This is a genomic window from Streptomyces sp. NPDC002088 (assembly GCF_040296605.1).
GTDB lineage: Bacteria > Actinomycetota > Actinomycetes > Streptomycetales > Streptomycetaceae > Streptomyces.
In genome coordinates, this window is the sequence record NZ_JBEOXO010000012.1 from 86,046 (window position 1) to 107,131 (window position 21,086).

Genomic DNA, 21,086 nt, shown 5'->3' on the forward strand with positions numbered 1-21,086 from the left:
CCGCCCAGGGACAATGCGGCGATTCCGTCAGTCAAGCACGCCGATACGACTCAACCGTGCTCGGCGATGAACGCCCGAGCCGCCTCCTCGTTGATCTCGTAGACCGTCTCGTGGGCGCGCGGATCCCGGGCGTGGAAGGTGTGGAACATCGGGCTCGCCGGCCCGCCCAGCTCCACCAGCGAGGCCGACGCCCCGCGCACCGCCCGCTCACCCTCGGGCGCCACGGTCAGGTCGATCCGGTTGACGACCCCGGGCGTCACCCACACCGGCACCGACTCCAGCAGGCCGAAGAGCTGGAGGTGGTAGTGCCCGGTGAGGATCACCCGTACGTCACTCCCCCGGACCGCCGCCGCCAGTTCGTCGGGGTCGCGCAGCCCGAACACCCGCTGGGTCGCCGAGATGTCGAGGGCGAGGGGCGGGTGATGGAACGCGAGGACCGTGCCTCGCTCGGCCGGGGCGCTCAACACCTCGCGCAACCAGTCCAGTTGGGGCGCGCTCAGACGGCCGTACACCTTTCCCGGCACCAGCGAGTCCAGGGTGACGAAGCGCCAGCCGCCGACCGTACTGACGGCGGCCCGCTCCGGCGACTCGAAGGACAGCTCGGCGCGGTCGGCACCGTCGGCCGCCAGATGCCCGCTGCCCAGCACCTTGGCGAAGGCCTGGCGCTCGTCATGGTTGCCGGTGGTGTAGAGGACGGGGATGTTCCGGGCCCGCACGTACTCGCCGATCAGCGCACGTACGGCCGTATACGCCTCCGTCGAACCGTCGTCGGCGAGGTCACCGGTGACGACGACCGCGTCGAGGCCCGGCAGATGGCGGAGTTCGTCGAGCATCAGCCGCAGGGAGGCGGTGGCGTTGACGCCGCGCTTGTTGGGAGCGTCGGTGCGATCCAGGTGGGTGTCCGAGAGGTGGAGTATCCGCATGTTCCGGACGGTACCGGCAACTTCCACACCCATCACAAGCCAATAACGAAGTTCACAACAGCAACTTCACAGGTTGAGCGCCCCACTTGAGGCGATTGGGTCGAACGCACGCCAGTTCGTCCAACAGTCCCCCCATCGACAGGTCACAGAGTTCACGGCGTCCGGAACGTTGGTTTTCGGTCGGGTCAAGAGCTGGGAAGACCCGCGGCCGGCTCCTTGGTCATTTCATGACCTTTCCCGAGCGAACCCTTCACAGGTTCCCGGCATTCCATCGCACCGCCCACGACGTATGGGGCGTCACGGCGTCCGGCACTGGCGGTCGCCGCCGTGCTCGCGACGGAGGCCGCACCGGTCTCACTGGAGACGTGGAGCGAACGATCGACCAGGAACGAGCCCCTGTATGACGATGACGCACCTTGCTCGCACGATCACGGCGGAGCTGTGATGAGCCGCCTGATCAAGCAGCTGCGCATCTCACTCCTGGTCACACTCGGCATGAGTGCCTTCGACCTGTTGACGGACATCCTGGACGGACTGTCGTCGGGGACCCTCGTGGCATCCCTGGGCGACTGGGCCCTGAACACGGTCCTCCTCTGTGCCCTGGTGGCTGTGCTGCACACCGCGATCTACGGTGCCGCACACATCGGGCGGCCCGAGGGCAGGGAAGCACGTGGAGTCCGGGCCGGTCTGGTGGTCCTGCTCCTCCTCGACCTGGGCTTCACCTGGCCGCTGTGGACCAGGGCCGCCGACCACTCGGGGGCGCTGTTCATGGCGGGGTGCGTAGTGGTGGCCCTCATGCCACTGCTGACCACCGCCGGGGTGTGGGGTTGGACCAGGCTGCGGGGTCTGGGAGCGGACGCGGCGCGGAACAGAGCTCTGTTCTTCGGGATTCTGACCCTGCTGCCACAGCTGCTGGCCGCCGCGACTCTCGTCGCGGTGGCGTGAGGCGCTGCTGCTCGTGGCGCCGTACGCGTTCGCCCTCGGGTTCTTCGGGCGTACGGCCGGATGAACCCGAGGGCGTGCGTCAGGCGCTCAGCTCAGCGTCTTCAGCGCCGCCGCGTCGTACGGCTTCAGCTCGTCGAAGCGACCGGCGAGCACCTTGGCCGCCCACTCCGGGTCCTGGAGCAGGGCGCGCCCGACGGCGACCATGTCGTACTCGTCCCGCTCCAGGGAGTCGAGGAGATCGTCGATCCCCTTGACCGGCGAACCCTCACCCATGAAGCCCTTGATGAAGTCGCCGTCGAGGCCGACCGAGCCGACGGTGATGACCGGCTTGCCGGTGAGCTTCTTGGTCCAGCCGGCCAGGTTGAGGTCGGAGCCCTCGAACTCGGGGAGCCAGTAGCGCCGGGTGGAGGCGTGGAAGACGTCGACGCCGGCGGCGGCCAGCGGGGTCAGGATGGCCTCCAGCTCCTCCGGGGTCTCGGCGAGCCGGGCGCGGTAGGCCTCCTGCTTCCACTGCGAGTAGCGGAAGATGATCGGGAAGTCGGCGGACACGGTCTCGCGGACGGCCGCGATGATCTCCGCCGCGAACTTGGTACGGGCCACCGCGTCACCGCCGTACGCGTCCGTACGCCGGTTCGTCCCCGCCCACAGGAACTGGTCGAGCAGATAGCCGTGGGCGCCGTGCAGCTCGACCCCGTCGAAGCCGATGCGCTCGGCGGCGGCCGCGGCCTCGGCGAAGGCGCCGATGACGTCGTCCAGGTCACGCTGGTCCATGGCCTTGCCGGTGGGCTCGTCGGCGCCGATCCGCAGACCGGACGGGCCGACGGCGGGCGCCTCGGCGAGCGGCGGCTGCCCCTGCTCCCGCACCATCCCGATGTGCCACAGCTGCGGGACGATCGTGCCACCGGCCGCGTGCACGCCCTCGGCGACCTTCGCCCACCCGGCCAGCTGCTCCTCACCGTGGAACCGCGGGATGCTGTCGCTCTGCCCGGCCGAGTCGTGCCCGACGTACGTCCCCTCGGTGACGATCAGGCCGACACCGGCGGCGGCCCGGCGGGAGTAGTACGACACGACGTCCTCACCCGGGATGCCACCCGGCGAGAACTGGCGGGTCATCGGCGCCATCACGATCCGGTTCGGGACCGTGAGCCCGTTCAGGGCGATGGGGCGGGAGAGGATCTCGGCCGCGCGGGAGGCGGGCGGGGTGGTGGTCACGTGGGGGGCTCCTATTGATGCTGCTTCTGCTGACCAGGTGGTATGTGCGCATGCATCGAATATGCGCGACCACGTCAACAGACGCCCCCATCACCGCATTCCAGAAGCCCCGGTTCCGCCGCTGTGATTCGGAACACGGGCACGGCCGACCGCCGACCGGGGCCCGTGGCAGCGGCGGGCGGGGCCGACGCCGCGGAAGGTCCCGCTCCGGGATTTGGTGCCCGAGTACCGCGGAATAGTCCCACTGACCGGCCGCCGACTCGAAATGAGGTCGCCCCATGGCTGATTCGGATCCTCCCGCCCCTGACGACGGACTCGGCCGCCACGTCCGCAAGGCGGTCCTGCTGACAAGCCTCCTGGTCACGGCCGTCGGTCTGCTCCTCTACGCACTCGGCATTCCCGGCGGTGACATCTATCTCTTCGTCGCCGGCCTCAGCGGCGGCGCGGCTGTCGCCGAGGCGGCCGAGGCGCTCGAACGTCGCGACGCGGCCCGGGAACAAGAGGAAGTACTGCGCAGGAACCGGGAGTTGCGGGACCGGGTGAGCGCGCTCAAGCAGCAGATTCACACCACGCGCGAACCCGCCCTGCGAGCGGCCGCCGCCGTAGGATCCGCGTTCGCCATGCGGAACACCAATCCGGACTCCGAGGACGCCGCCTTCCTCGGCGTCTCCGACGAACTGCGCTCCGCCCACGACGTGAACGACACATTCGGCATCTGCCGGACCATAAAGACCCGTTGGGGAGCGCACGCGAGTGAGTCCTTCATGCTCGGGCGGCAGCTCACCAGCCTCCTGGGCGCCCCGGCGTTCCTCGCGCAGGACGAAACGCGCTCCCTGATCCACGAACGGCTCACTCTCCGTACCGATGACGCGGAACTCGTCGCGGCGGTGGACCGGGCGGTTCAGGACCAGACGGAACCAGGCCCACTCGCGAGATACACGGGCCTGATACTGCGGTACGTCACCTTGCACAGCACCTCGGCCGAAGCGAAGCAGTTGCGCGCCAGGCTGCTGCGCGGATACGAGAGCCTCGACGAAGAACCACCCTCCGGAGATGACTCCGGTCCCGATCCGACATCCGATTTCCGCCGGCAACTGGCCATCCTCGTGGCCGCCGGAGTCCATGAGCGGGACCCGGACGTCCGGCTCTTCCTCGGCGTCCTCACCCACGACACGGCGATGGTCTCCGAAGCGATGGCGAACGGAGCCGACCCCAACGTCCCCGACCTCGAGATCCTGCGTCGCCACAGGAACGTGCTCGACGCAGCCGGGTGACCCCGCGGGAGTCGGCGCCCCGGTTCAGCCGACGCACCCGCGCCCCGCACGTCCACGGCATACGACCCGACCGCCCTCACGCGCCACCACCCCCCACCCGCAGCGCCGCCGCCAGCCGCGAGGCGACGCCCAGAACCAGAAGCGTCACCAGCGGAAGCGGAATACACCGACGGAAACGCCCGAGGGCGGCACCCCCTGTCGGAACAGGAAGTGCCGCCCTCGGTTCGTAGGACAGGCGATCAACCGGAGGTCGATCAGAAGTCCATGTCACCGCCCGGCATGCCGCCGCCGGCCGGGGCCGCGGCCTTCTCCGGCTTGTCGGCGATGACGGCCTCGGTGGTGAGGAACAGCGCGGCGATGGAGGCGGCGTTCTGCAGGGCAGAGCGGGTCACCTTCGCCGGGTCGATGATGCCCTCGGCGATCATGTCGACGTAGTCGCCGGTGGCCGCGTTGAGACCCCAACCCACGGTCAGGTTGCGGACCTTCTCGACCACGACGCCGCCCTCGAGACCACCGTTGACGGCGATCTGCTTCAGCGGGGCCTCGAGCGCGAGCTTCACGGCGTTGGCGCCGGTCGCCTCGTCACCCGAGAGCTCGAGCTTCTCGAACACCGCGGAGGCCTGGAGCAGGGCCACGCCACCACCGGCGACGATGCCCTCCTCGACGGCCGCCTTCGCGTTGCGAACGGCGTCCTCGATGCGGTGCTTGCGCTCCTTGAGCTCGACCTCGGTGGCGGCACCGGCCTTGATGACGGCCACGCCGCCGGCCAGCTTCGCCAGGCGCTCCTGGAGCTTCTCGCGGTCGTAGTCCGAGTCCGAGTTCTCGATCTCGGCGCGGATCTGGTTGACCCGGCCCTGGACCTGGTCGGCGGAACCGGCGCCGTCCACGATCGTGGTCTCGTCCTTGGTGATGACGACCTTGCGGGCGCGACCCAGGAGGTCCAGGGTCGCGTTCTCCAGCTTGAGGCCGACCTCCTCGGAGATGACCTCGCCGCCCGTGAGGATGGCGATGTCGCCGAGCATCGCCTTGCGGCGGTCACCGAAGCCCGGGGCCTTGACGGCGACGGACTTGAAGGTGCCGCGGATCTTGTTGACGACCAGGGTCGACAGGGCCTCGCCCTCGACGTCCTCGGCGATGATCAGCAGCGGCTTGCCCGACTGCATGACCTTCTCGAGGAGCGGGAGCAGGTCCTTGACGGAACCGATCTTGGAGTTGGCGATCAGGATGTACGGGTCGTCGAGCGACGCCTCCATACGCTCCATGTCGGTGGCGAAGTACGCCGAGATGTAGCCCTTGTCGAAGCGCATACCCTCGGTGAGCTCCAGCTCCAGACCGAAGGTCTGGGACTCCTCGACGGTGATGACGCCTTCCTTGCCGACCTTGTCCATCGCCTCGGCGATGAGCTCGCCGATCTGGGTGTCGGCGGCGGAGATGGAGGCCGTGGAGGCGATCTGCTCCTTGGTCTCGACATCCTTCGCCTGCTCGAGCAGGGCACCGGAGACGGCCTCGACGGCCTTCTCGATACCGCGCTTGAGAGCCATCGGGTTGGCGCCGGCGGCTACGTTGCGCAGGCCCTCGCGGACGAGCGCCTGGGCGAGAACGGTCGCGGTGGTCGTACCGTCACCGGCGACGTCGTCCGTCTTCTTGGCGACTTCCTTGACCAGCTCGGCGCCGATCTTCTCGTACGGGTCCTCGAGCTCGATCTCCTTGGCGATGGACACACCATCGTTGGTGATCGTGGGGGCGCCCCACTTCTTCTCGAGGACGACGTTGCGGCCCTTGGGGCCAAGGGTGACCTTGACGGCGTCGGCGAGCTGGTTCATCCCGCGCTCGAGACCGCGCCGTGCCTCCTCGTCGAACGCGATGATCTTGGCCATGTGAAGTGGTCCTCCCGGACTGGGGTGGATTGCTCCGGACCGCGCTGGCGCCCGCGACGGACGGCCTGCCTGCCCCGTGGTTCCTTGCACCACCTGGCCTGCGGGCCTCACCGACCCGGTCCTTCGTTATCACTCTCACCTTCAGAGTGCTAACGCCAATGATTAGCACTCGCCCATGCCGAGTGCAAGCGCCTGCCCGGGATCCGCGGGCCCGCGCGGCGACGCTCGGGCATGCCGAAGGGCTCGTACCCCGTGGGATACGAGCCCTTCGAACAAGAACAGAAGAACGTCGCTGCTGTTAGTCGGCGCGTGCTTCAGCCGGTCGCCAGGCGGACCATGTCCGCCTGCGGCCCCTTCTGACCCTGCGAGATCTCGAAATCGACCCGCTGGCCCTCTTCCAGGGTGCGGTACCCGTCCATCTGGATCGCGCTGTAGTGGACGAACACGTCCGCACCACCGTCGACCGCGATGAAGCCGTACCCCTTCTCCGCGTTGAACCACTTGACGGTGCCCTGAGCCATGCCTAACTCCCCTATTACTGGCCCTTGCACGGATCCACACTTCGCGGACCCGGGTCAGACCTCACCCCCCAATGGCAGCCGGGGGCGTGCGCCGGAACGCGTCGACCGCGGCTGAATGTATCTGTCCAACTGCCGTCTGCAACAGGTCAATCGGACGAGAAATCCGGGCATGACGGGTCCGGAATCTACCCACAATTCGCCTGGTTTCAGGGCAAGTTGGGCCGGGCATAGGGAGCGAAAGGCGCAAAAGACCTGCACACTTTGGCTACTTCTCATCGGCCGTGCGGCAGGTCGCGAGGGCCGCAATCCCTGGAATCGGGAGCGGGTTCCCCAACTGTACCGCGCTCAATCACACTGAATTACCCCCTCCGCTTCTCTCGCGGAGGGGGCACTGTATCCATGAGCGGCAATGCCGCGGGATGAACACTCGGTAACCGCGGTTACCGATGGTAATGATCAGCCTCCGGCGACCGCCGGAATGATGGAGACACCGGCGCCGTCCGGGGTCGCCGTCTCCAGACCCTGCTCGAAGCGGACATCGTCGTCGTTGACGTACACGTTGACGAACCGGCGCAGCTTGCCCTGGTCGTCGAGGACGCGGGCCGCGATGCCGGCGTGGTTCTTCTCCAGGTCGGAGAGGACCTCGGCGAGGGTCGCGCCCTCGGCGCTCACCTCGGCCCTACCGCCGGTGTAGGTGCGCAGGATGGTGGGGATGCGGACGTTGACGCTCATGATGCGAGGCCAGCCTCTCGGAAGGAGTCGAGGTTCGGGCGGATCGTCGCGGTCAGGCCGGTACCGGCCACCGCGTCGAGAGTCTTCAGACCGTCGCCGGTGTTCAGCACGACAGTGGTCTTGGCCGGGTCGAGCAGGCCGGCCTCGATGAGCTTCTTCGTCACGCCCACCGTCACCCCGCCCGCCGTCTCGGCGAAGATGCCCTCGGTCCGCGCCAGCAGCTTGATCGCGTCCACGATCTGCTCGTCCGTCACATCCTCCACGGCACCGCCCGTGCGGCGCGCGATGTCCAGGACGTACGGCCCGTCGGCCGGGTTGCCGATGGCGAGGGACTTGGCGATGGTGTCCGGCTTCTGGGGGCGTACGACGTCGTGGCCGGCCTTGTACGCCACGGACACCGGCGAGCAGCCCTCTGCCTGCGCACCGAAGATCTTGTACGGCTTGTCCTCGACCAGGCCGAGCTTGATCAGCTCCTGCAGACCCTTGTCGATCTTCGTGAGCTGGGAGCCGGAGGCGATGGGGACGACCAACTGGTCGGGCAGCTGCCAGCCGAGCTGCTCGCAGATCTCGTACGCGAGGGTCTTCGAGCCCTCCGCGTAGTACGGCCGCAGGTTGACGTTGACGAAGCCCCAGCCCTCGCCCGCCGGGTCGCCGATCAGCTCGGAGCAGAAGCGGTTCACGTCGTCGTAGTTGCCCTCGATGCCGACGAGCTCGCCGCCGTAGATGGCGGCCATGACGACCTTGCCCTGCTCCAGGTCCTGCGGGATGAACACGCAGGAGCGGAAGCCGGCCCGGGCGGCGGCGGCGCCGACGGCACCGGCCAGGTTGCCGGTGGAGGAGCAGGAGAGGGTGGTGAACTCGAAGGCGCGGGCGGCCTCGATGGCCTGGGCGACGACGCGGTCCTTGAAGGAGTGCGTCGGGTTGCCGGAGTCGTCCTTCACGAAGAGCTTGCCGGCGTCGACACCGAGCTCGCGCGCCAGGTTGTCGGCCTTGACGAGCTTGGTCCAACCGGGGTTGATGTTGGGCTTGGTCGCCACGTCCGCGGGGACGGGCAGCAGGGGTGCGTAGCGCCAGATGTTCGCGGGTCCCGCCTCGATCTGCTTGCGGAGCTCCTCGGCGTCATAGGCCGAGAAGTCGTACGCGATCTCGAGCGGGCCGAAACATTCCTCGCAGGCGAAGACCGGGCCGAGCGGCACGCGGTGGCCGCACTCGCGGCAGGAAAGTGCCGCGGCGGGGCCCAGATCGACGGAGTTCGTGGTGCTTGCAACAGTCTGCACAGCCATGGAGGCGAGGCCCTTTCTCCTCATCTTCCTCACGACGCACTTCGCCGTGAGACGGATTTGGCACCTTCCCGAGCCGGGAGCCTCGCGGTGAACGAGAGCCGACTGGAGGGTTGCCGGGGCTTCATCGGGCCGTATCCCTCTGCCCCTCTGGATGAGCGGTATGAAGTTGTGAACGGCGGGCCACCCCGGACATGCGATGGTCACCCGCGTTGTTCAAGACTGTAACCGACGGCCAGGACAGTTGAGAGAGTCGTCCGAACCGCGAGATGCCTGTGCCCATCAGCCGCTACCGCGGCGGGCCCCTTTCCCGCCGCGAGAACGTAGAAGGAGCCGCCACTGTGCTGGAAGAAGTCGAGCGCTGGCTGAGCACACGCTCCTGGTCCGTGACCGATCGCCCGCTCCACCAGATCCTCGCCGCGAAACGCGCCAGGGGCCAGTCGGTCTCCGTCGTCCTGCCCGCGCTCAACGAGGAGGAGACCGTCGGCGACATCGTCGCCGTGATCCGTCACGACCTCATGCAGCAGGTCCCGCTCGTCGACGAGATCGTCGTCGTCGACTCGGGATCCACCGACCGCACCTCCGAGGTGGCCGCCGCCGCGGGCGCCCGGGTCGTCCACCGCGACGACATCCTGCCCCGCATCCCGGCCGTACCGGGCAAGGGCGAGGTGCTCTGGCGATCCCTGCTGGTCACCCGCGGGGACATCGTCTGCTTCATCGACGCCGACCTGAAGGAGTTCTCCTCCGACTTCGTCTCCGGGATCGTGGGCCCGCTGCTCACCGACCCGGACGTCGATCTCGTCAAGGGCATGTACGACCGCCCGCTGGGCACTGAGCTGGATTCGCTCGCCTCCGGCAGGACCGCCGGCCAGGGCGGCCGGGTGACCGAGCTGATGGCCCGCCCGCTGCTGAACATGCACTGGCCTCGGCTGGCCGGTTTCGTGCAGCCGCTCGGCGGCGAGTACGCGGCCCGCCGCTCGCTGCTGGAACAGCTCCCCTTCCCGGTCGGGTACGGGGTGGAACTGGGCATGCTGGTCGACTCGCTGCACCTGGTGGGCCTCGACGCCCTCGCCCAGGTGGACGTGGGCGTGCGCAAGCACCGGCACCAGGACGGGCAGGCGCTGGGCCGCATGGCCGCCGCGATCTACCGCACCGCGCAGCTGCGGATGGCCCGCGGGCACCTGATCCGGCCCTCCCTCACCCAGTTCGAGCGGGGCGAGGACGGCTTCGAGCCGCGCACGTACTCCGTGGACACGGAGGAGCGGCCGCCGATGGCCGAAATCGCGGAGTACGCGTCACGGAAGGTGGCGTGACGGATGCACACGGTAACGGGATCCCGCTGTCGTATACAAATCTTTCCGGACTGTTGTGGGCCTTGCGTACGTTTGAGTGTTTCCGACCCGGGCTAGGTTGAGGCGTATGGCTTCCACGCACGGTGCTGAGGTGCTGGTCGCGTCCAACCGCGGCCCGGTTTCGTACGAGGTGCGCGAGGACGGCTCGCTGCACGCCCGCAGGGGCGGCGGCGGGCTGGTCTCGGGCCTGTCGGCCATCGGCCCCGACGCCGGGGCACTGTGGGTGTGCTCCGCCCTGTCCGAGGGCGACCGCGAGGCGGTCCGGCGCGGAGTGGGCGAGGCGGGCGTACGGATGCTGGACATCCCGGCCGACGTGCACGCCGACGCCTACAACGGCATCGCCAACTCCGTGCTCTGGTTCATCCACCACATGCTGTACCAGACACCGCTGGAGCCGGTCTTCGACGCGGAGTTCCGGCGCCAGTGGGCGTCGTACGAGACGTACAACCGCGCCTTCGCCGAGGCACTGGCCGAGCAGGCGTCCGAGGGGGCGGCGGTGCTGGTGCAGGACTACCACCTGTGCCTGGTCCCGGGGCTGCTCCGCGAGCTGCGCCCCGACCTGCGCATCAGCCACTTCTCGCACACGCCATGGGCGCCCGCGGAGTACTTCCGGATGCTGCCGGAGGACATCGCGGGGCAGCTGCTGCGCGGGATGCTCGGCGCCGACCGGCTGGGGTTCCTCACCCACCGCTGGGCGGAGGCCTTCACCGCGTGCTGTACGCGGTTCGCCGACGGGCTCGGGGAGACCCGGGTCGGCGTGCACGGGCTCGGCGCGGACGCGGACTTCCTGCGCGCCCGCTCGCACCAGGCCGACGTCCGCGAGCGGATGGCGGCGCTGCGGGCGGAGATCGGTGCGGGCCGCAGGACGATCGTGCGGGTCGACCGGACCGAGCTGTCGAAGAACATCGTGCGGGGCCTGCTGGCGTACCGGCAGCTGCTCGACGACCACCCGGAGTGGCGGGAGCGGGTCGTGCACGTCGCCTTCGCCTACCCCTCCCGGCAGGACCTCGCCGTCTACCGCGACTACACCGCCGAGGTGCAGCGACTCGCGGCCGAGATCAACTCCCAGTACCGGACGGCGGACTGGACGCCGGTCGTGCTGCACGTCAAGGACGACTTCGCGCGCTCGCTGGCCGCGTACCGGCTGGCCGACGTGGCCCTGGTGAACCCCATCCGGGACGGCATGAACCTGGTCGCGAAGGAGGTGCCGGTCGTCTCCGACGAGGGGTGCGTGCTGGTGCTGTCGCGGGAGGCGGGGGCGTACGAGGAGCTGGGCGAGGACGCGATCACCGTCAATCCGTACGACGTGGTCGGGACGGCGCGGGCGCTGCACGAGGCGCTGGTGATGCCGGTGCACGAGCGGGCGGAGCGGACGAAGCGGCTGGCTGCCGCGGCGACCGCGCTGCCGCCCGCGCAGTGGTTCCTGGACCAGTTGGGGGCGCTGAAGGGCCTGAACGGCTGAACGCTCAGCCGTTCAGCCGTGCCGCCAGTGCGCGCAGGAGTTCCACGACCCCTTCCGGGCCGTTCACCACCAGGTCCGCCCGCTCTCGCAGTTCGGGCACCTCGTCGCTGCCGCTGCACACCAGGAGGCCGGGGACGCCGGCGGAGCGGAGTTCGTCGACGGCGGCGAAGGCGGGGAGGTCGCCGAGGTCGTCGCCGGCGTAGAGGACGGACTCGGCGGCGAGCTCGCGGACGTACTCCAGAAGGGCGACGCCCTTGTCCATGCCGGGCGGCCGGAGTTCGAGGACCATGCGGCCCGGTTCGACGATCAGGCCGTGGCGGGCGGCGAGGTCGGTGAGGGGTTCGCGCAGCACCTCGAAGGCGGCCTGCGGGTCCTCGGCACGGCGGGTGTGGACGGCGAGCGCCCGGCCCTTCTCCTCGGTCCAGATGCCCTTTGTCCAGGTGTCCTTTCCGGCGCCGATCGCGTCGAGGATTCCCGGCAGCTCGGCCCGTACGGCGGCGACGCCGGGGTGGGGCGGCGGGGCGGTGACCTTGCCGGTGCGGGCGTCCCAGCGTTCGACGCCGTAGTGGCCGAGGACGACGAGGTGTTCCAGGCCGGGGACGCCGTCGAAGCCGCCGTGGTGCACGGCCACCGCGGGCGGCCGGCCGGTGACGACGGCCACGGACGCCACCTTCGGGGCGAGGGCGGCGAGCGCGGGGACCACGTCCGGGTGCGCCCGGGCCTGCTCGGGGTCCGCCACGATCGGCGCGAGCGTGCCGTCGAAGTCGAGCCCGATCACCGCGTGGTGCGGGCGGGCGAGGATGGCGTCCAGCGCGTCGCGGCCCGCCTGGGTCGCGGGGGTCGGCAGGGGCGGTGCGGAATGCGCGGGGTGCGTGTCATGGCTGCCCATACGGCGACCCTAACCGCGGAGCCGCACGCGCACGCATGACTCGGATGACGCGGGGGCGGCCACGGGTCGGTTTCCGCTCACCGTTCCGTCCGCCGGGTCTCCCGCACCCTTCTCAGCCGGTTCACCGTCACCGGGTCCTCCGCGAGGGCGCGCTCGTCGTCGAGGAGGGCGTTGAGGAGCTGGTAGTAGCGGACGGGGGCCAGGCCGAGTTCCTCGCGTATCGCGCGTTCCTTCGCGCCGGGGCCGGGGAAGCCGCGGCGTTCGAGGGCGAGGATGTCCCGTTCGCGGCGGCCGAGGCCCTCCTGGTCGTGGTCCATGACGGCACCGTAGCCCCCGCCACCGACAGGCGGCCTAGTCCGCGGAGTCCGCGGTGCTCGCCGTAGCCTGCAACTGCCCCAGTACGCCGGTCGGGCTGCCGGTGGCGGTGACCGCCTGGCCGATGCTCTTCTTGACGGCCGCGCTGACCGTCGCCCAGGAGGTCTTGCCGACGGGGTAGAGCGTGGAGACGGGGAGTTCGTCCAGGAACGGCTTCAGGTCCTTGTCCCGCGCGGCCGTGCTCATGGCCTCGGACGCGGTGTCGGTGACCGGCAGCAGGTCGTACTCGCGGGAGAAGGCCAGGACGTTCTTGTCGCTGTAGACGAAGTCGAGGAACGAGCCGATCTCCTCGCCGTGGCCGTTCTTCTTGAAGGCCGTCATCCAGTCGGCGACGCCCATCACGGACGAGGCGGGGCCGTTCAGGCCGGGCATCGGCACCATGCCGACCTTCACGCCCTTCTTCGCGGCCGCCTTCATCAGGGAGGGGTGGCCGTTGAGCATGCCGACGTCACCGTTGGCGAACGCGGCGAACGCGTCCGCCCGGTTCAGCTTGCCGGGCGCGACCGGGCCGGTCAGCCCCTGGCCGACCAGTTCGTCCCTGAGCCAGGTGAAGGTCTCGACGTTCGCCGTGGAGTCGAGGTCGTAGGTGCCGGTGGTCCCGGCGTAGCCGCCCCCGCCGCTCAGCAGCCACTGCATGGTCTCGGCCTGCGCCTCCTCGGGGCCCAGGGGCAGGGCGTACGGGTACTTCACGCCCTGCGCCTTCAGCGCCTGAGCGTCGGCGGCAAGCTCCTGCCACGTCGTCGGCGCGGTGATGCCGGCCTTGGCGAAGAGGGTCTTGTTGTAGAAGAGCAGGCGCGTGGAGGCGGCGAACGGCATCCCGTACTGCACCCCGCTCACCTCGCCCGCGTTCGCGAGCTGGGAGGAGAAGTCGGCCTGTACGGGGATGGAGAGCACGTCGCCGGCCTGGTAGAGCAGGTCCTTCGCCGCGTAGTCGGCGTACGCGCCGATCTGCGCCATGTCGGGGGCGTCGCCGGCGGCGACCATGTCCTTGACCTTGCGGTCGACGTCGTTCCAGGAGTAGACGCTCACCTCGACCTTCACGTTCGGGTGCTTCGCCTCGTACTCCTTGACGAGGGTGTCCCAGTAGCCCTGGGAGCTGTTGGCCTTGCTGTCGCCGTAGTCGGCGGCGACCAGCTTCAGGGTCACCTCGTCGGAGCCGTCGCCGAGCCCGCAGCCGCCGAGGACCGCCGTCATGCCCAGTGCGGATGCCACCGCGATCGTCCCTGTTCTGCCCCGCTGGCCCCGCTGCACCGCTGTTCGCTCCGATTTCGCTGCCTGATCGTCCGTTTATCGGGATCAAGGTCTACACCACGTAAGTGGACTAGACCTCTTGTGGGTCCTCGGGCCACACTGTCCCCGTGAGACATGTCATCGCCCTCGATGTGGGCGGCACCGGGATGAAGGCCGCCCTGGTCGGGGTCGGCGGCGCTGCGCCTTCCGGGGGGACAGCCCCCGGACCCCCCGTGCTGCTGCACCAGGCACGCCGCGCCACCGGGCGCGAGCGCGGGCCCGACGCGGTCGTCGACAGCATCCTCGACTTCGCCGCCGAACTGCGCGCCCACGGCGAACGGCACTTCGGCGAGCCCGCGGCCGCCGCCGGCGTCGCCGTTCCCGGCATCGTCGACGAGACGCAGGGCATCGCCGCCTACGCGGCCAACCTCGGCTGGCGCGACGTACCCCTGCGCGACCTGCTCGCCCGGCGGCTCGGCGGCATCCCCGTCGCCCTCGGGCACGACGTGCGCACCGGCGGGCTGGCGGAGGGCCGGATCGGCGCGGGCAAGGGCGCCGACCGCTTCCTGTTCGTCCCCCTCGGCACCGGCATCGCGGGCGCCATCGGCCTCGACGGCCGGGTGGAGGCGGGCGCGCACGGCTTCGCGGGCGAGATCGGCCACATCGTCGTACGGCCCGGGGGCACCCCTTGTCCGTGCGGGCAGCGCGGCTGCCTGGAGCGGTACGCGTCGGCGGCCGCGGTCAGCGAGGCGTGGGCCGCCGCCTGCGGGGACCCGGAGGCGGACGCCGCGGACTGCGCGAAGGCCGTCACCTCCGGCGACCCGAACGCCGTCCGGATCTGGCAGGACGCCGTCGACGCGCTCGCGGACGGCCTGGTCACCGCGCTCACCCTGCTGGACCCGCGCACCCTCATCATCGGTGGCGGGCTCGCCGAGGCGGGGGAAACCTTGTTCACACCGCTGCGGGACGCCGTCCGGCGGCGCGTCACCTTCCAGAAACTGCCGTCGATCGTCCCCGCGGCACTGGGGGACACCGCCGGATGCCTGGGCGCGGGACTCCTCGCCTGGGATCTCCTGACCACCACTGACCCTTCGGAGGTAACCGCCTGATGGCCACTAGCAAGGTTCTCGCCGGTGCCCGGGTGGTACTGCCCACCGGGACCGTGGACGGCGGCCGCGTGATCGTCGAGGGCACGCGGATCGCCGGCTCGGCCCCGGCCGACGCGCAGACCGTCGACGTCAGCGGCCACTGGCTGGTCCCCGGCTTCGTCGACATCCACAACCACGGAGGCGGCGGCGCGTCCTTCTCGGGCCCGGCCGACGACGTCCTGACGGCCGTCCGCGCCCACCGCCGGCACGGCACCACCACCCTCGTCGCCTCCACCGTCACCGACGACATGGACTTCCTCGCCCGGCAGGCCGGCCTGCTGTCCGAGCTGGCCGAGCAGGGCGACATCGCCGGCATCCACTTCGAGGGCCCGTTCATCTCCCCGTGCCGCAAGGGCGCGCACTCCGAGGAGCTGCTGCGCGACCCGGACCCGGCGGACGTCCGCAAGTTGATCGACGCGGCGCGCGGCCACGCGAAGATGGTCACCCTCGCCACCGAACTGCCGGGCGGCATCGACTCCGTACGGCTCCTCGCGGAGCACGGCGTGATCGCGGCGATCGGCCACACGGACGCGACGTACGAGCAGACGGCGGAGGCGATCGACGCGGGCGCCACCGTGGCGACCCACCTCTTCAACGCGATGCCCACGCTCGGCCACCGCACCCCCGGCCCGATCGCCGCCCTCCTGGAGGACGAGCGCGTCACGGTCGAGCTGATCAACGACGGCACGCACCTCCACCCGGCCGCCCTGGAACTGGCGTTCCATCACGCGGGCGCGCACCGCGTCGCGTTCATCACCGACGCGATGGACGCGGCCGGCATCGGCGACGGCCGTTACATGCTCGGCCCGCTGGAGGTCGAGGTCAGCGAGGGCGTGGCGCGCCTGGTGGAGGGCGGCTCGATCGCGGGCTCCACTCTCACCCTGAACCGCGCCTTCCAGCGGGCGGTGACGATCGACAACCTCCCCGTGGGCGACGTGGTCGCCGCCCTGTCCGCCAACCCGGCCCGCCTGCTGGGGATGTACGACCGAGTGGGCTCCCTCGACCCCGGCAAGGACGCCGACCTGGTACTCCTCGACGCCGACTTCGCCCTCAAGGGCGTGATGCGCCGGGGCGAATGGGTCATCGATCCCCAACTGCCCTGAAACGTCCACCCCCAGAGAGACTGTGGCCGATCCGAGGGCTGGGCCGACCGCCGTCTCTTTGGCATGATCGTGTCTCCGGATACACAGAGACACGCAGACACGGCAAGCGCGTTCTGAATTTCTTCGTCTGAATTCCTTCGGGGGAGGTCGGCCCAGGTGATTCTCACGGTCACGCTGAACACCGCTCTCGACATCACCTATCGCGTACGGTCCCTGCGGCCGCACGCCTCGCACCGGGTCTCCGAGGTACTGGAACGCCCCGGCGGCAAGGGCCTGAACGTGGCCCGTGTCCTGGCCGCGCTCGGGCACCCGGTGACGGTCACCGGCTTCGCGGGCGGCGCGACCGGCCGGGCCGTACAGGAGCGGCTCACCGGCACGCCCGGGGTGGCGGACGCGCTCCTCCCGGTCACCGGCACGACCCGGCGCACGATAGCCGTCGTGGACGAGCGCACCGGCGACACGACCCAGCTCAACGAACCCGGCCCGGCCATCACCCCCGCCGAGTGGTCCGCCTTCCAGGAGGCCTACGAGGACCTCCTCGCCGGCGCGGACGCGGTGGCCCTGTGCGGGAGCCTGCCGCCGGGGGTGCCGGTGGGGGCGTACGCGGGGCTCGTCCGGGCCTCCAGGGCGGCCGGCGTCCCCGTACTCCTCGACACGAACGGCGAACCCCTGCGCCGAGGCATCGCCGCCCGCCCCGACATCGTCAAGCCCAACACCGACGAACTGGCCGAACTCACCGGCTCCCACGAGCCGTTCGGCGCCACCGAGGATGCCCGCCGTCGCGGCGCCCGCGCCGTCGTCGCCTCTCTCGGCCCCAAGGGCCTCCTCGCCACCACCCCCGAGGGCCGCTGGCGCGCCACCCCACCGGCCCACGTCCACGGCAACCCGACGGGCGCCGGCGACTCGGCGGTGGCGGGCCTGCTGTCGGGCCTGGTGGAACACCTCCCATGGCCGGACCGCCTGGCCCGCGCGGTCGCACTGTCCGCGGCGACGGTACTGGCGCCGGTGGCGGGCGAGTTCGACCCGGAGGCCTACCAGGAGCTGGTGGGGCGGGTGACGGTGACCGGGGAGGTCACCGCCGCCTAGGCCCTCAGCTCTTCCAGCCCTTTTCCAGCGAGAGCTGGTCCAGGTTGGCGTCGCACTGGTTGCCCTGCTCGCAGGAGATCTTGATGACGTTGGTGCCCTTGTTGAGGGTGATGGACGCGTAGGTCGTCGTCCAGCCCTTCTCGTAGTCGCCTTCGGCGGCCTTGGAGAAGTTCGCCAGGTTCAGCGGCCGGGTCTGGGCCTCGCCGTTGATCGTGAGGGTCGCGTTGGCGTCCTTGCCGGGCACGCCGTAGCGCACGTTGAGCGTGTACTTGCCGCTCTTCGGGATGCCGCTGACGTTCCAGGTGACGGACGCACCGACCTGGTTGAAGCCCGTCACGTAGACACCACCCTCCGACTGCGCGCCCGCTACGTCGGTGGACGTGCTGGTGCCCGACAGCAGCAGCGCCTTCGCGTCGATCTTCTGCGGCTCGAAGGTGTCGTCCGCCTGCTTGGTGGCCGACTCGCTCGGGGACGCGCTCTGCGACGTCGACGGCGCCGTGCTCGCGGTGTTGTCGGACTTGTTGTCGTCGTTACCGCCCAGCATGGCCACGCCGATGCCGATCACCACCGCCGCGACCACCGCGATCGCGCCGATCAACAGCCCCTTGGTGTTGGGGCCGCGGCCCCGGCCGCCCCCGCCGTGCCCCGACTGCTGCGGGGTGGTGGGCGGGCCGCCGGGGAACGTCTCGGGGGCCGCGTAGTGCGCGTTCGGCTGGCCGTACGCGGCCTGCTGGGGCACGTTGGGCTGGCCGTACGGGGCAGTCGGCGCCTGCTGCCCGTACTGCCGCTCGCCGACCGAGCGCACCCGGCTGACCGAGTTCGGGTAGCCGTAGCCACCGCCTGACGGCGGCTGGGCTCCGTTGGCCTGGCCGTCGGCGTAGAGGTAGCCGAACGGGTCGTCGTCCTCGGGCGTGCTCGCGCCGTTATTGCCGGGCGTCATCCCTTCGTACTCCTCAACAGGTGCGGGGCGGATCGGTACGCGTGTGTATACGTGTAGAGATGGCGAGCCTACCCGCTTCCGGTGCCCCAAACAGGTGACTCGGACCGCATCAACTCGCTGACCTGCGGATCATCCCGCACGTCTGTGCTGTTTGGGACGAGATCGTTTCTCGACGTACATCCGTTCGTCAGCTGACTTCAGCACTTCGTCCGCGGTCATCCCGCAGTGCGCCCAGCCGATGCCGAAGCTGGCGCCCACGCGGACGGCCCGCCCCTCGGCCCGGATGGGCTGGATGATCTCGTTGCGCAGTCGTACGGCGAGGTCCTGGGCGTCGGCCCGGCCGAGTCCGTCGGCGAGGATCACGAACTCGTCGCCGCCGAGCCGGGCCACCGTGTCACCGTCGCGGACCTGGCGGCTGAGCCGCCGGGCGACCTCGATGAGCACGGCGTCGCCCGCGTTGTGGCCGAACCTGTCGTTGATCGACTTGAAGCCGTCGAGGTCGCAGAAGAGGACCGCGAGCCCCTTGGTGCCGTCGTCCCGGTCGTCCTCGGGGGCGGCGGTGTGCACGTGGTGGTCGTAGGCGTCGAACGCCTCCGTGCCCGGCCGGAAGTCGAAGCCGTGGCCGTTGGCGTCGAAGGCGGGGTGTCCGAAGGCCGCGTCGTGGGAGTCGAGCGCGGCGGGGTGCGTCGACTGCGGGCGCTGGCAGAGCCGGGCGGACAGCCGGGAGCGCAGCTCCGCGGAGTTCGGCAGGCCGGTGAGGGAGTCGTGGGAGGCACGGTGGGCGAGCTGGAGCTCGCGGCGCTTGCGCTCCTCGATGTCCTCGACGTGGGTGAGCAGGAAGCGGGGCCCGTCGGCGGCGTCGGCGACGACGCTGTTGCGCAGGGAGACCCAGACGTACGTGCCGTCGCGACGCCCGAGGCGCAGCTCGGCCCGCCCGCCCTCGGCCGAGGTGCGCAGCAGGGTGCCGATGTCCTCGGGGTGGACGAGGTCGGAGAAGGAGTAGCGGCGCATCGCCGAGGCCGGGCGGCCCAGCAGGCGGCACAGGGCGTCGTTGGTGCGCAGGATCCGGCCGTGCTGCTCGCCGCCCATCTCGGCGATGGCCATGCCGGAAGGGGCGTACTCGAAGGCCTGGCGGAAGCTTTCCTCGCTGGCGCGCAGGGCCTGCTGTTCCCTTTCGAGCCGGACCAGTGCGCGCTGCATATTCGCACGTAGACGCGCGTTGCTGATCGCGATGGCGGCCTGGAACGCGTACATCTGGAGCGCCTCGCGCCCCCACGCGCCCGGATGGCGGCCGTTGCGCGGCCGGTCCACGGACAGCACGCCGATCAGCTCGCCGCAGGTGCCGCCCGGCACCGCGGGCGTGTACATGGGCGCGTAGAGCCGGTCGGAGGGGTGCCACTCGTCCTCGAAGCGGGGGGCCGGCCCGTCGGTGTACCACTGGGGCACGTCGTCGTCGTCGAGGATCCAGCCCTCGGTGTGGGGTATGAAGACCAGGTCGCCCCAGGTCTCGCCCATGCTCAGGCGGCGCTCCCACGACTCGCGCGAGCCGACGCGGCCGGTGATGAGGGCCTCGGCGGCCGGGTTCCCGGCGAAGGCGGCGACCACGAGGTCGCCGTCAGGGCGGACGAGGTTCACGCACGCCAACTCGTACCCGAGGGCGGTCACTACGCCTTCCGCGACGGTCTGCAGTGTGTCCGCCAGGCTGCGTGCGGTGTTCATGTCCGCCATGACCTGGTGCAGCTGTCGCAGGGACGCAAGACGGACGTACGGCTCCGACTCGGTCTCCATGCTCGCCCTCCCCCCGAGACTTCGCAGCGAATCAAGGGTTGTCTTTGGCGTACTCCTTGCAGCTTCCCCGTCACTGAATCACAGCGCGCTGCCCACTCGGTACACAGGGTCAACAATTAGTGGCTCTTGTGACTCAAGTCACAGCAGGAGCTGAATCATTGAGTGGAGTTTCTGTATTTTCCCTGTGCGTTTACTGAACGCAAACTTTGTGAGTGTGTGGACATGATGCCTGCCGTCTCGGTCCACGGTCGTAGGACCGCACTCGGGCCGAGGTCCGATGTGCTGCCCGCGGGCCGGAGACTAGCGTTTCCGGCGTGCTGAAAACTCCCCCTGCCGTTTCCCCCGCCGCTTCTCCTGCCGTGCCCTCCCCCGCCGCCGGGCATGCTGTGGGGGTGAGCAACGACGAGTTCCGCGCCGCGATGGCCCGGCTGGCCGCGGGCGTGGTCCTGGTGACCGCTCAGGAGCCGCCGCTCGACCCCGACGACCCGTCGGCGCCGGGCGGCGAGGACGTCGGCATGACGGCGACGGCCTTCCTGTCGGTGTCCCTGGACCCGCCCCTTGTGCTGGTCAGCCTGCGCGAGGGCTCCCGCATGGACGACCTCCTCGACGAGCAGCCCCTGTGGGCGGTCTCCGTGCTCACCGAGAGCCAGCGGCACATCGCCGGCCGGTTCGCCATGAAGGGCCGCATCAGCGACCGGCTGCTGTTCGAGGACATCCCCTACGTACGGGGCGAGGTCTCCGGCGCTCCCCTGGTGGGCGGCGCGCTGGCGACCCTGGAGTGCCGTACCGAGCAGCGGGTGACCGCGGGGGACCACACGCTGGTGATCGGGCGGGTGCTGGCGGCGGAGGTGCCGAGCGCGGACGGGGGGCCGCTGATGTATTTCCGGGGGCGGTACCGGCAGTTGGGGTGAGCCGGAATTCCGTGGCCCTGCGATGTCACTGCGCTTAC

General features: G+C 70.2%; 19 protein-coding genes and 1 riboswitch. Of the genes, 8 read left to right on the top strand and 11 right to left on the bottom strand.

Annotated elements, in window-relative coordinates; all coding sequences use genetic code 11:
• Nucleotides 1-50 precede the first annotated feature (50 nt).
• Nucleotides 51-923: a metallophosphoesterase family protein gene (locus ABT114_RS25170; protein ID WP_351145109.1), complete on the bottom strand. Its 873-nt coding sequence runs from the start codon at nucleotides 921-923 to the stop codon at nucleotides 51-53.
• Nucleotides 924-1,367: 444 nt separating this feature from the next.
• Between ABT114_RS25170 and ABT114_RS25175 the strand changes: the two genes are divergently transcribed.
• Nucleotides 1,368-1,868 (top strand): hypothetical protein, encoded by a 501-nt coding sequence (locus ABT114_RS25175; RefSeq protein ID WP_351145110.1) that lies wholly within the window; start codon nucleotides 1,368-1,370, stop codon nucleotides 1,866-1,868.
• 87 nt (nucleotides 1,869-1,955) lie between these two features.
• Here ABT114_RS25175 and ABT114_RS25180 read toward each other — a convergent pair whose 3' ends face one another.
• Nucleotides 1,956-3,080: an NADH:flavin oxidoreductase gene (locus ABT114_RS25180; protein ID WP_351145111.1), complete on the bottom strand. Its 1,125-nt coding sequence runs from the start codon at nucleotides 3,078-3,080 to the stop codon at nucleotides 1,956-1,958.
• Between the two features lie 278 nt (nucleotides 3,081-3,358).
• Between ABT114_RS25180 and ABT114_RS25185 the strand changes: the two genes are divergently transcribed.
• The gene (locus ABT114_RS25185; RefSeq protein ID WP_351145112.1) at nucleotides 3,359-4,354 is read left to right on the top strand and encodes a hypothetical protein; all 996 of its coding nucleotides are present in this window, start codon (nucleotides 3,359-3,361) and stop codon (nucleotides 4,352-4,354) included.
• Nucleotides 4,355-4,608: 254 nt separating this feature from the next.
• On the opposite strand, the gene groL is transcribed toward ABT114_RS25185, so the two are convergent.
• The 4 genes from groL to thrC all read right to left on the bottom strand — a co-directional run bounded on the left by groL (nucleotide 4,609) and on the right by thrC (nucleotide 8,767).
• The gene (gene groL, locus ABT114_RS25190) at nucleotides 4,609-6,231 is read right to left on the bottom strand and encodes a chaperonin GroEL (RefSeq protein ID WP_351145113.1); all 1,623 of its coding nucleotides are present in this window, start codon (nucleotides 6,229-6,231) and stop codon (nucleotides 4,609-4,611) included.
• Nucleotides 6,232-6,545: 314 nt separating this feature from the next.
• Nucleotides 6,546-6,752 (bottom strand): cold-shock protein, encoded by a 207-nt coding sequence (locus tag ABT114_RS25195; RefSeq protein WP_007493268.1) that lies wholly within the window; start codon nucleotides 6,750-6,752, stop codon nucleotides 6,546-6,548.
• Between the two features lie 456 nt (nucleotides 6,753-7,208).
• Nucleotides 7,209-7,484, bottom strand: a complete 276-nt coding sequence (locus ABT114_RS25200; RefSeq protein WP_351145114.1) for a MoaD/ThiS family protein — start codon at nucleotides 7,482-7,484, stop codon at nucleotides 7,209-7,211.
• Complete coding sequence (thrC, locus tag ABT114_RS25205) at nucleotides 7,481-8,767, bottom strand: threonine synthase (protein ID WP_351145115.1); 1,287 nt, start codon at nucleotides 8,765-8,767, stop codon at nucleotides 7,481-7,483. The genes ABT114_RS25200 and thrC overlap by 4 nt, the downstream gene beginning before the upstream one ends.
• Before the next feature lie 17 nt (nucleotides 8,768-8,784).
• A riboswitch (SAM riboswitch) is annotated at nucleotides 8,785-8,925 on the bottom strand.
• Between the two features lie 180 nt (nucleotides 8,926-9,105).
• On the opposite strand from thrC, the gene ABT114_RS25210 reads away from it, so the two are divergent.
• Nucleotides 9,106-10,077, top strand: a complete 972-nt coding sequence (locus tag ABT114_RS25210) for a glucosyl-3-phosphoglycerate synthase (RefSeq protein ID WP_351145116.1) — start codon at nucleotides 9,106-9,108, stop codon at nucleotides 10,075-10,077.
• A gap of 106 nt (nucleotides 10,078-10,183) precedes the next feature.
• A complete protein-coding gene (locus tag ABT114_RS25215) occupies nucleotides 10,184-11,578 on the top strand; it encodes an alpha,alpha-trehalose-phosphate synthase (UDP-forming) (RefSeq protein ID WP_351145117.1) in 1,395 nt (464 codons plus the stop codon).
• Between the two features lie 4 nt (nucleotides 11,579-11,582).
• On the opposite strand, the gene otsB is transcribed toward ABT114_RS25215, so the two are convergent.
• The 3 genes from otsB to ABT114_RS25230 form a co-directional block, all read right to left on the bottom strand.
• Nucleotides 11,583-12,467 carry a trehalose-phosphatase gene (gene otsB / locus ABT114_RS25220; RefSeq protein WP_351145118.1) on the bottom strand — a complete coding sequence of 295 codons (885 nt, stop codon included), beginning with the start codon at nucleotides 12,465-12,467 and terminating at the stop codon, nucleotides 11,583-11,585.
• Between the two features lie 77 nt (nucleotides 12,468-12,544).
• Nucleotides 12,545-12,784, bottom strand: coding sequence for a DUF3263 domain-containing protein (locus tag ABT114_RS25225; RefSeq protein ID WP_351145119.1), 240 nt, complete (start codon nucleotides 12,782-12,784; stop codon nucleotides 12,545-12,547).
• A 34-nt stretch (nucleotides 12,785-12,818) separates the two neighbouring features.
• Nucleotides 12,819-14,036, bottom strand: a complete 1,218-nt coding sequence (locus ABT114_RS25230) for an extracellular solute-binding protein (RefSeq protein ID WP_351145287.1) — start codon at nucleotides 14,034-14,036, stop codon at nucleotides 12,819-12,821.
• A gap of 164 nt (nucleotides 14,037-14,200) precedes the next feature.
• Here ABT114_RS25230 and ABT114_RS25235 point away from each other — a divergent pair, with 164 nt between their 5' ends.
• The 3 genes from ABT114_RS25235 (at nucleotide 14,201) to ABT114_RS25245 (ending at nucleotide 17,409) form a co-directional block, all read left to right on the top strand.
• Nucleotides 14,201-15,181 (top strand): ROK family protein, encoded by a 981-nt coding sequence (locus tag ABT114_RS25235; protein WP_351145120.1) that lies wholly within the window; start codon nucleotides 14,201-14,203, stop codon nucleotides 15,179-15,181.
• The gene (gene nagA / locus ABT114_RS25240) at nucleotides 15,181-16,323 is read left to right on the top strand and encodes an N-acetylglucosamine-6-phosphate deacetylase (protein WP_351145121.1); all 1,143 of its coding nucleotides are present in this window, start codon (nucleotides 15,181-15,183) and stop codon (nucleotides 16,321-16,323) included. Before ABT114_RS25235 ends, nagA begins: the two co-directional genes overlap by 1 nt.
• Nucleotides 16,324-16,479: 156 nt before the next feature.
• Complete coding sequence (locus ABT114_RS25245; protein WP_351145122.1) at nucleotides 16,480-17,409, top strand: 1-phosphofructokinase family hexose kinase; 930 nt, start codon at nucleotides 16,480-16,482, stop codon at nucleotides 17,407-17,409.
• Nucleotides 17,410-17,413: 4 nt separating this feature from the next.
• On the opposite strand, the gene ABT114_RS25250 is transcribed toward ABT114_RS25245, so the two are convergent.
• Both ABT114_RS25250 and cdgB read right to left on the bottom strand, forming a co-directional pair.
• Nucleotides 17,414-18,349: a CBM35 domain-containing protein gene (locus tag ABT114_RS25250; RefSeq protein WP_351145123.1), complete on the bottom strand. Its 936-nt coding sequence runs from the start codon at nucleotides 18,347-18,349 to the stop codon at nucleotides 17,414-17,416.
• 129 nt (nucleotides 18,350-18,478) lie between these two features.
• On the bottom strand, nucleotides 18,479-20,137 hold the full coding sequence (cdgB, locus tag ABT114_RS25255; RefSeq protein WP_351145124.1) for a diguanylate cyclase CdgB: 1,659 nt from the start codon (nucleotides 20,135-20,137) through the stop codon (nucleotides 18,479-18,481).
• Nucleotides 20,138-20,451: 314 nt separating this feature from the next.
• Between cdgB and ABT114_RS25260 the strand changes: the two genes are divergently transcribed.
• A complete protein-coding gene (locus ABT114_RS25260) occupies nucleotides 20,452-21,048 on the top strand; it encodes a flavin reductase family protein (RefSeq protein ID WP_502988381.1) in 597 nt (198 codons plus the stop codon).
• Nucleotides 21,049-21,086: the final 38 nt, after the last annotated feature.

Bases quoted from the DNA above. Each gene is read 5' to 3' on its own strand.
- ABT114_RS25170 (WP_351145109.1), bottom strand. From the start codon at position 923: ATGCGGATACTCCACCTCTCGGACACCCACCTGGATCGCACCGACGCT.
- ABT114_RS25175 (WP_351145110.1), top strand. From the start codon at position 1,368: ATGAGCCGCCTGATCAAGCAGCTGCGCATCTCACTCCTGGTCACACTC.
- ABT114_RS25185 (WP_351145112.1), top strand. From the start codon at position 3,359: ATGGCTGATTCGGATCCTCCCGCCCCTGACGACGGACTCGGCCGCCAC.
- groL (WP_351145113.1), bottom strand. From the start codon at position 6,231: ATGGCCAAGATCATCGCGTTCGACGAGGAGGCACGGCGCGGTCTCGAG.
- ABT114_RS25195 (WP_007493268.1), bottom strand. From the start codon at position 6,752: ATGGCTCAGGGCACCGTCAAGTGGTTCAACGCGGAGAAGGGGTACGGC.
- ABT114_RS25200 (WP_351145114.1), bottom strand. From the start codon at position 7,484: ATGAGCGTCAACGTCCGCATCCCCACCATCCTGCGCACCTACACCGGC.
- thrC (WP_351145115.1), bottom strand. From the start codon at position 8,767: ATGGCTGTGCAGACTGTTGCAAGCACCACGAACTCCGTCGATCTGGGC.
- ABT114_RS25215 (WP_351145117.1), top strand. From the start codon at position 10,184: ATGGCTTCCACGCACGGTGCTGAGGTGCTGGTCGCGTCCAACCGCGGC.
- otsB (WP_351145118.1), bottom strand. From the start codon at position 12,467: ATGGGCAGCCATGACACGCACCCCGCGCATTCCGCACCGCCCCTGCCG.
- ABT114_RS25225 (WP_351145119.1), bottom strand. From the start codon at position 12,784: ATGGACCACGACCAGGAGGGCCTCGGCCGCCGCGAACGGGACATCCTC.
- ABT114_RS25230 (WP_351145287.1), bottom strand. From the start codon at position 14,036: ATGACGGCGGTCCTCGGCGGCTGCGGGCTCGGCGACGGCTCCGACGAG.
- nagA (WP_351145121.1), top strand. From the start codon at position 15,181: ATGGCCACTAGCAAGGTTCTCGCCGGTGCCCGGGTGGTACTGCCCACC.
- ABT114_RS25250 (WP_351145123.1), bottom strand. From the start codon at position 18,349: ATGACGCCCGGCAATAACGGCGCGAGCACGCCCGAGGACGACGACCCG.
- cdgB (WP_351145124.1), bottom strand. From the start codon at position 20,137: ATGGAGACCGAGTCGGAGCCGTACGTCCGTCTTGCGTCCCTGCGACAG.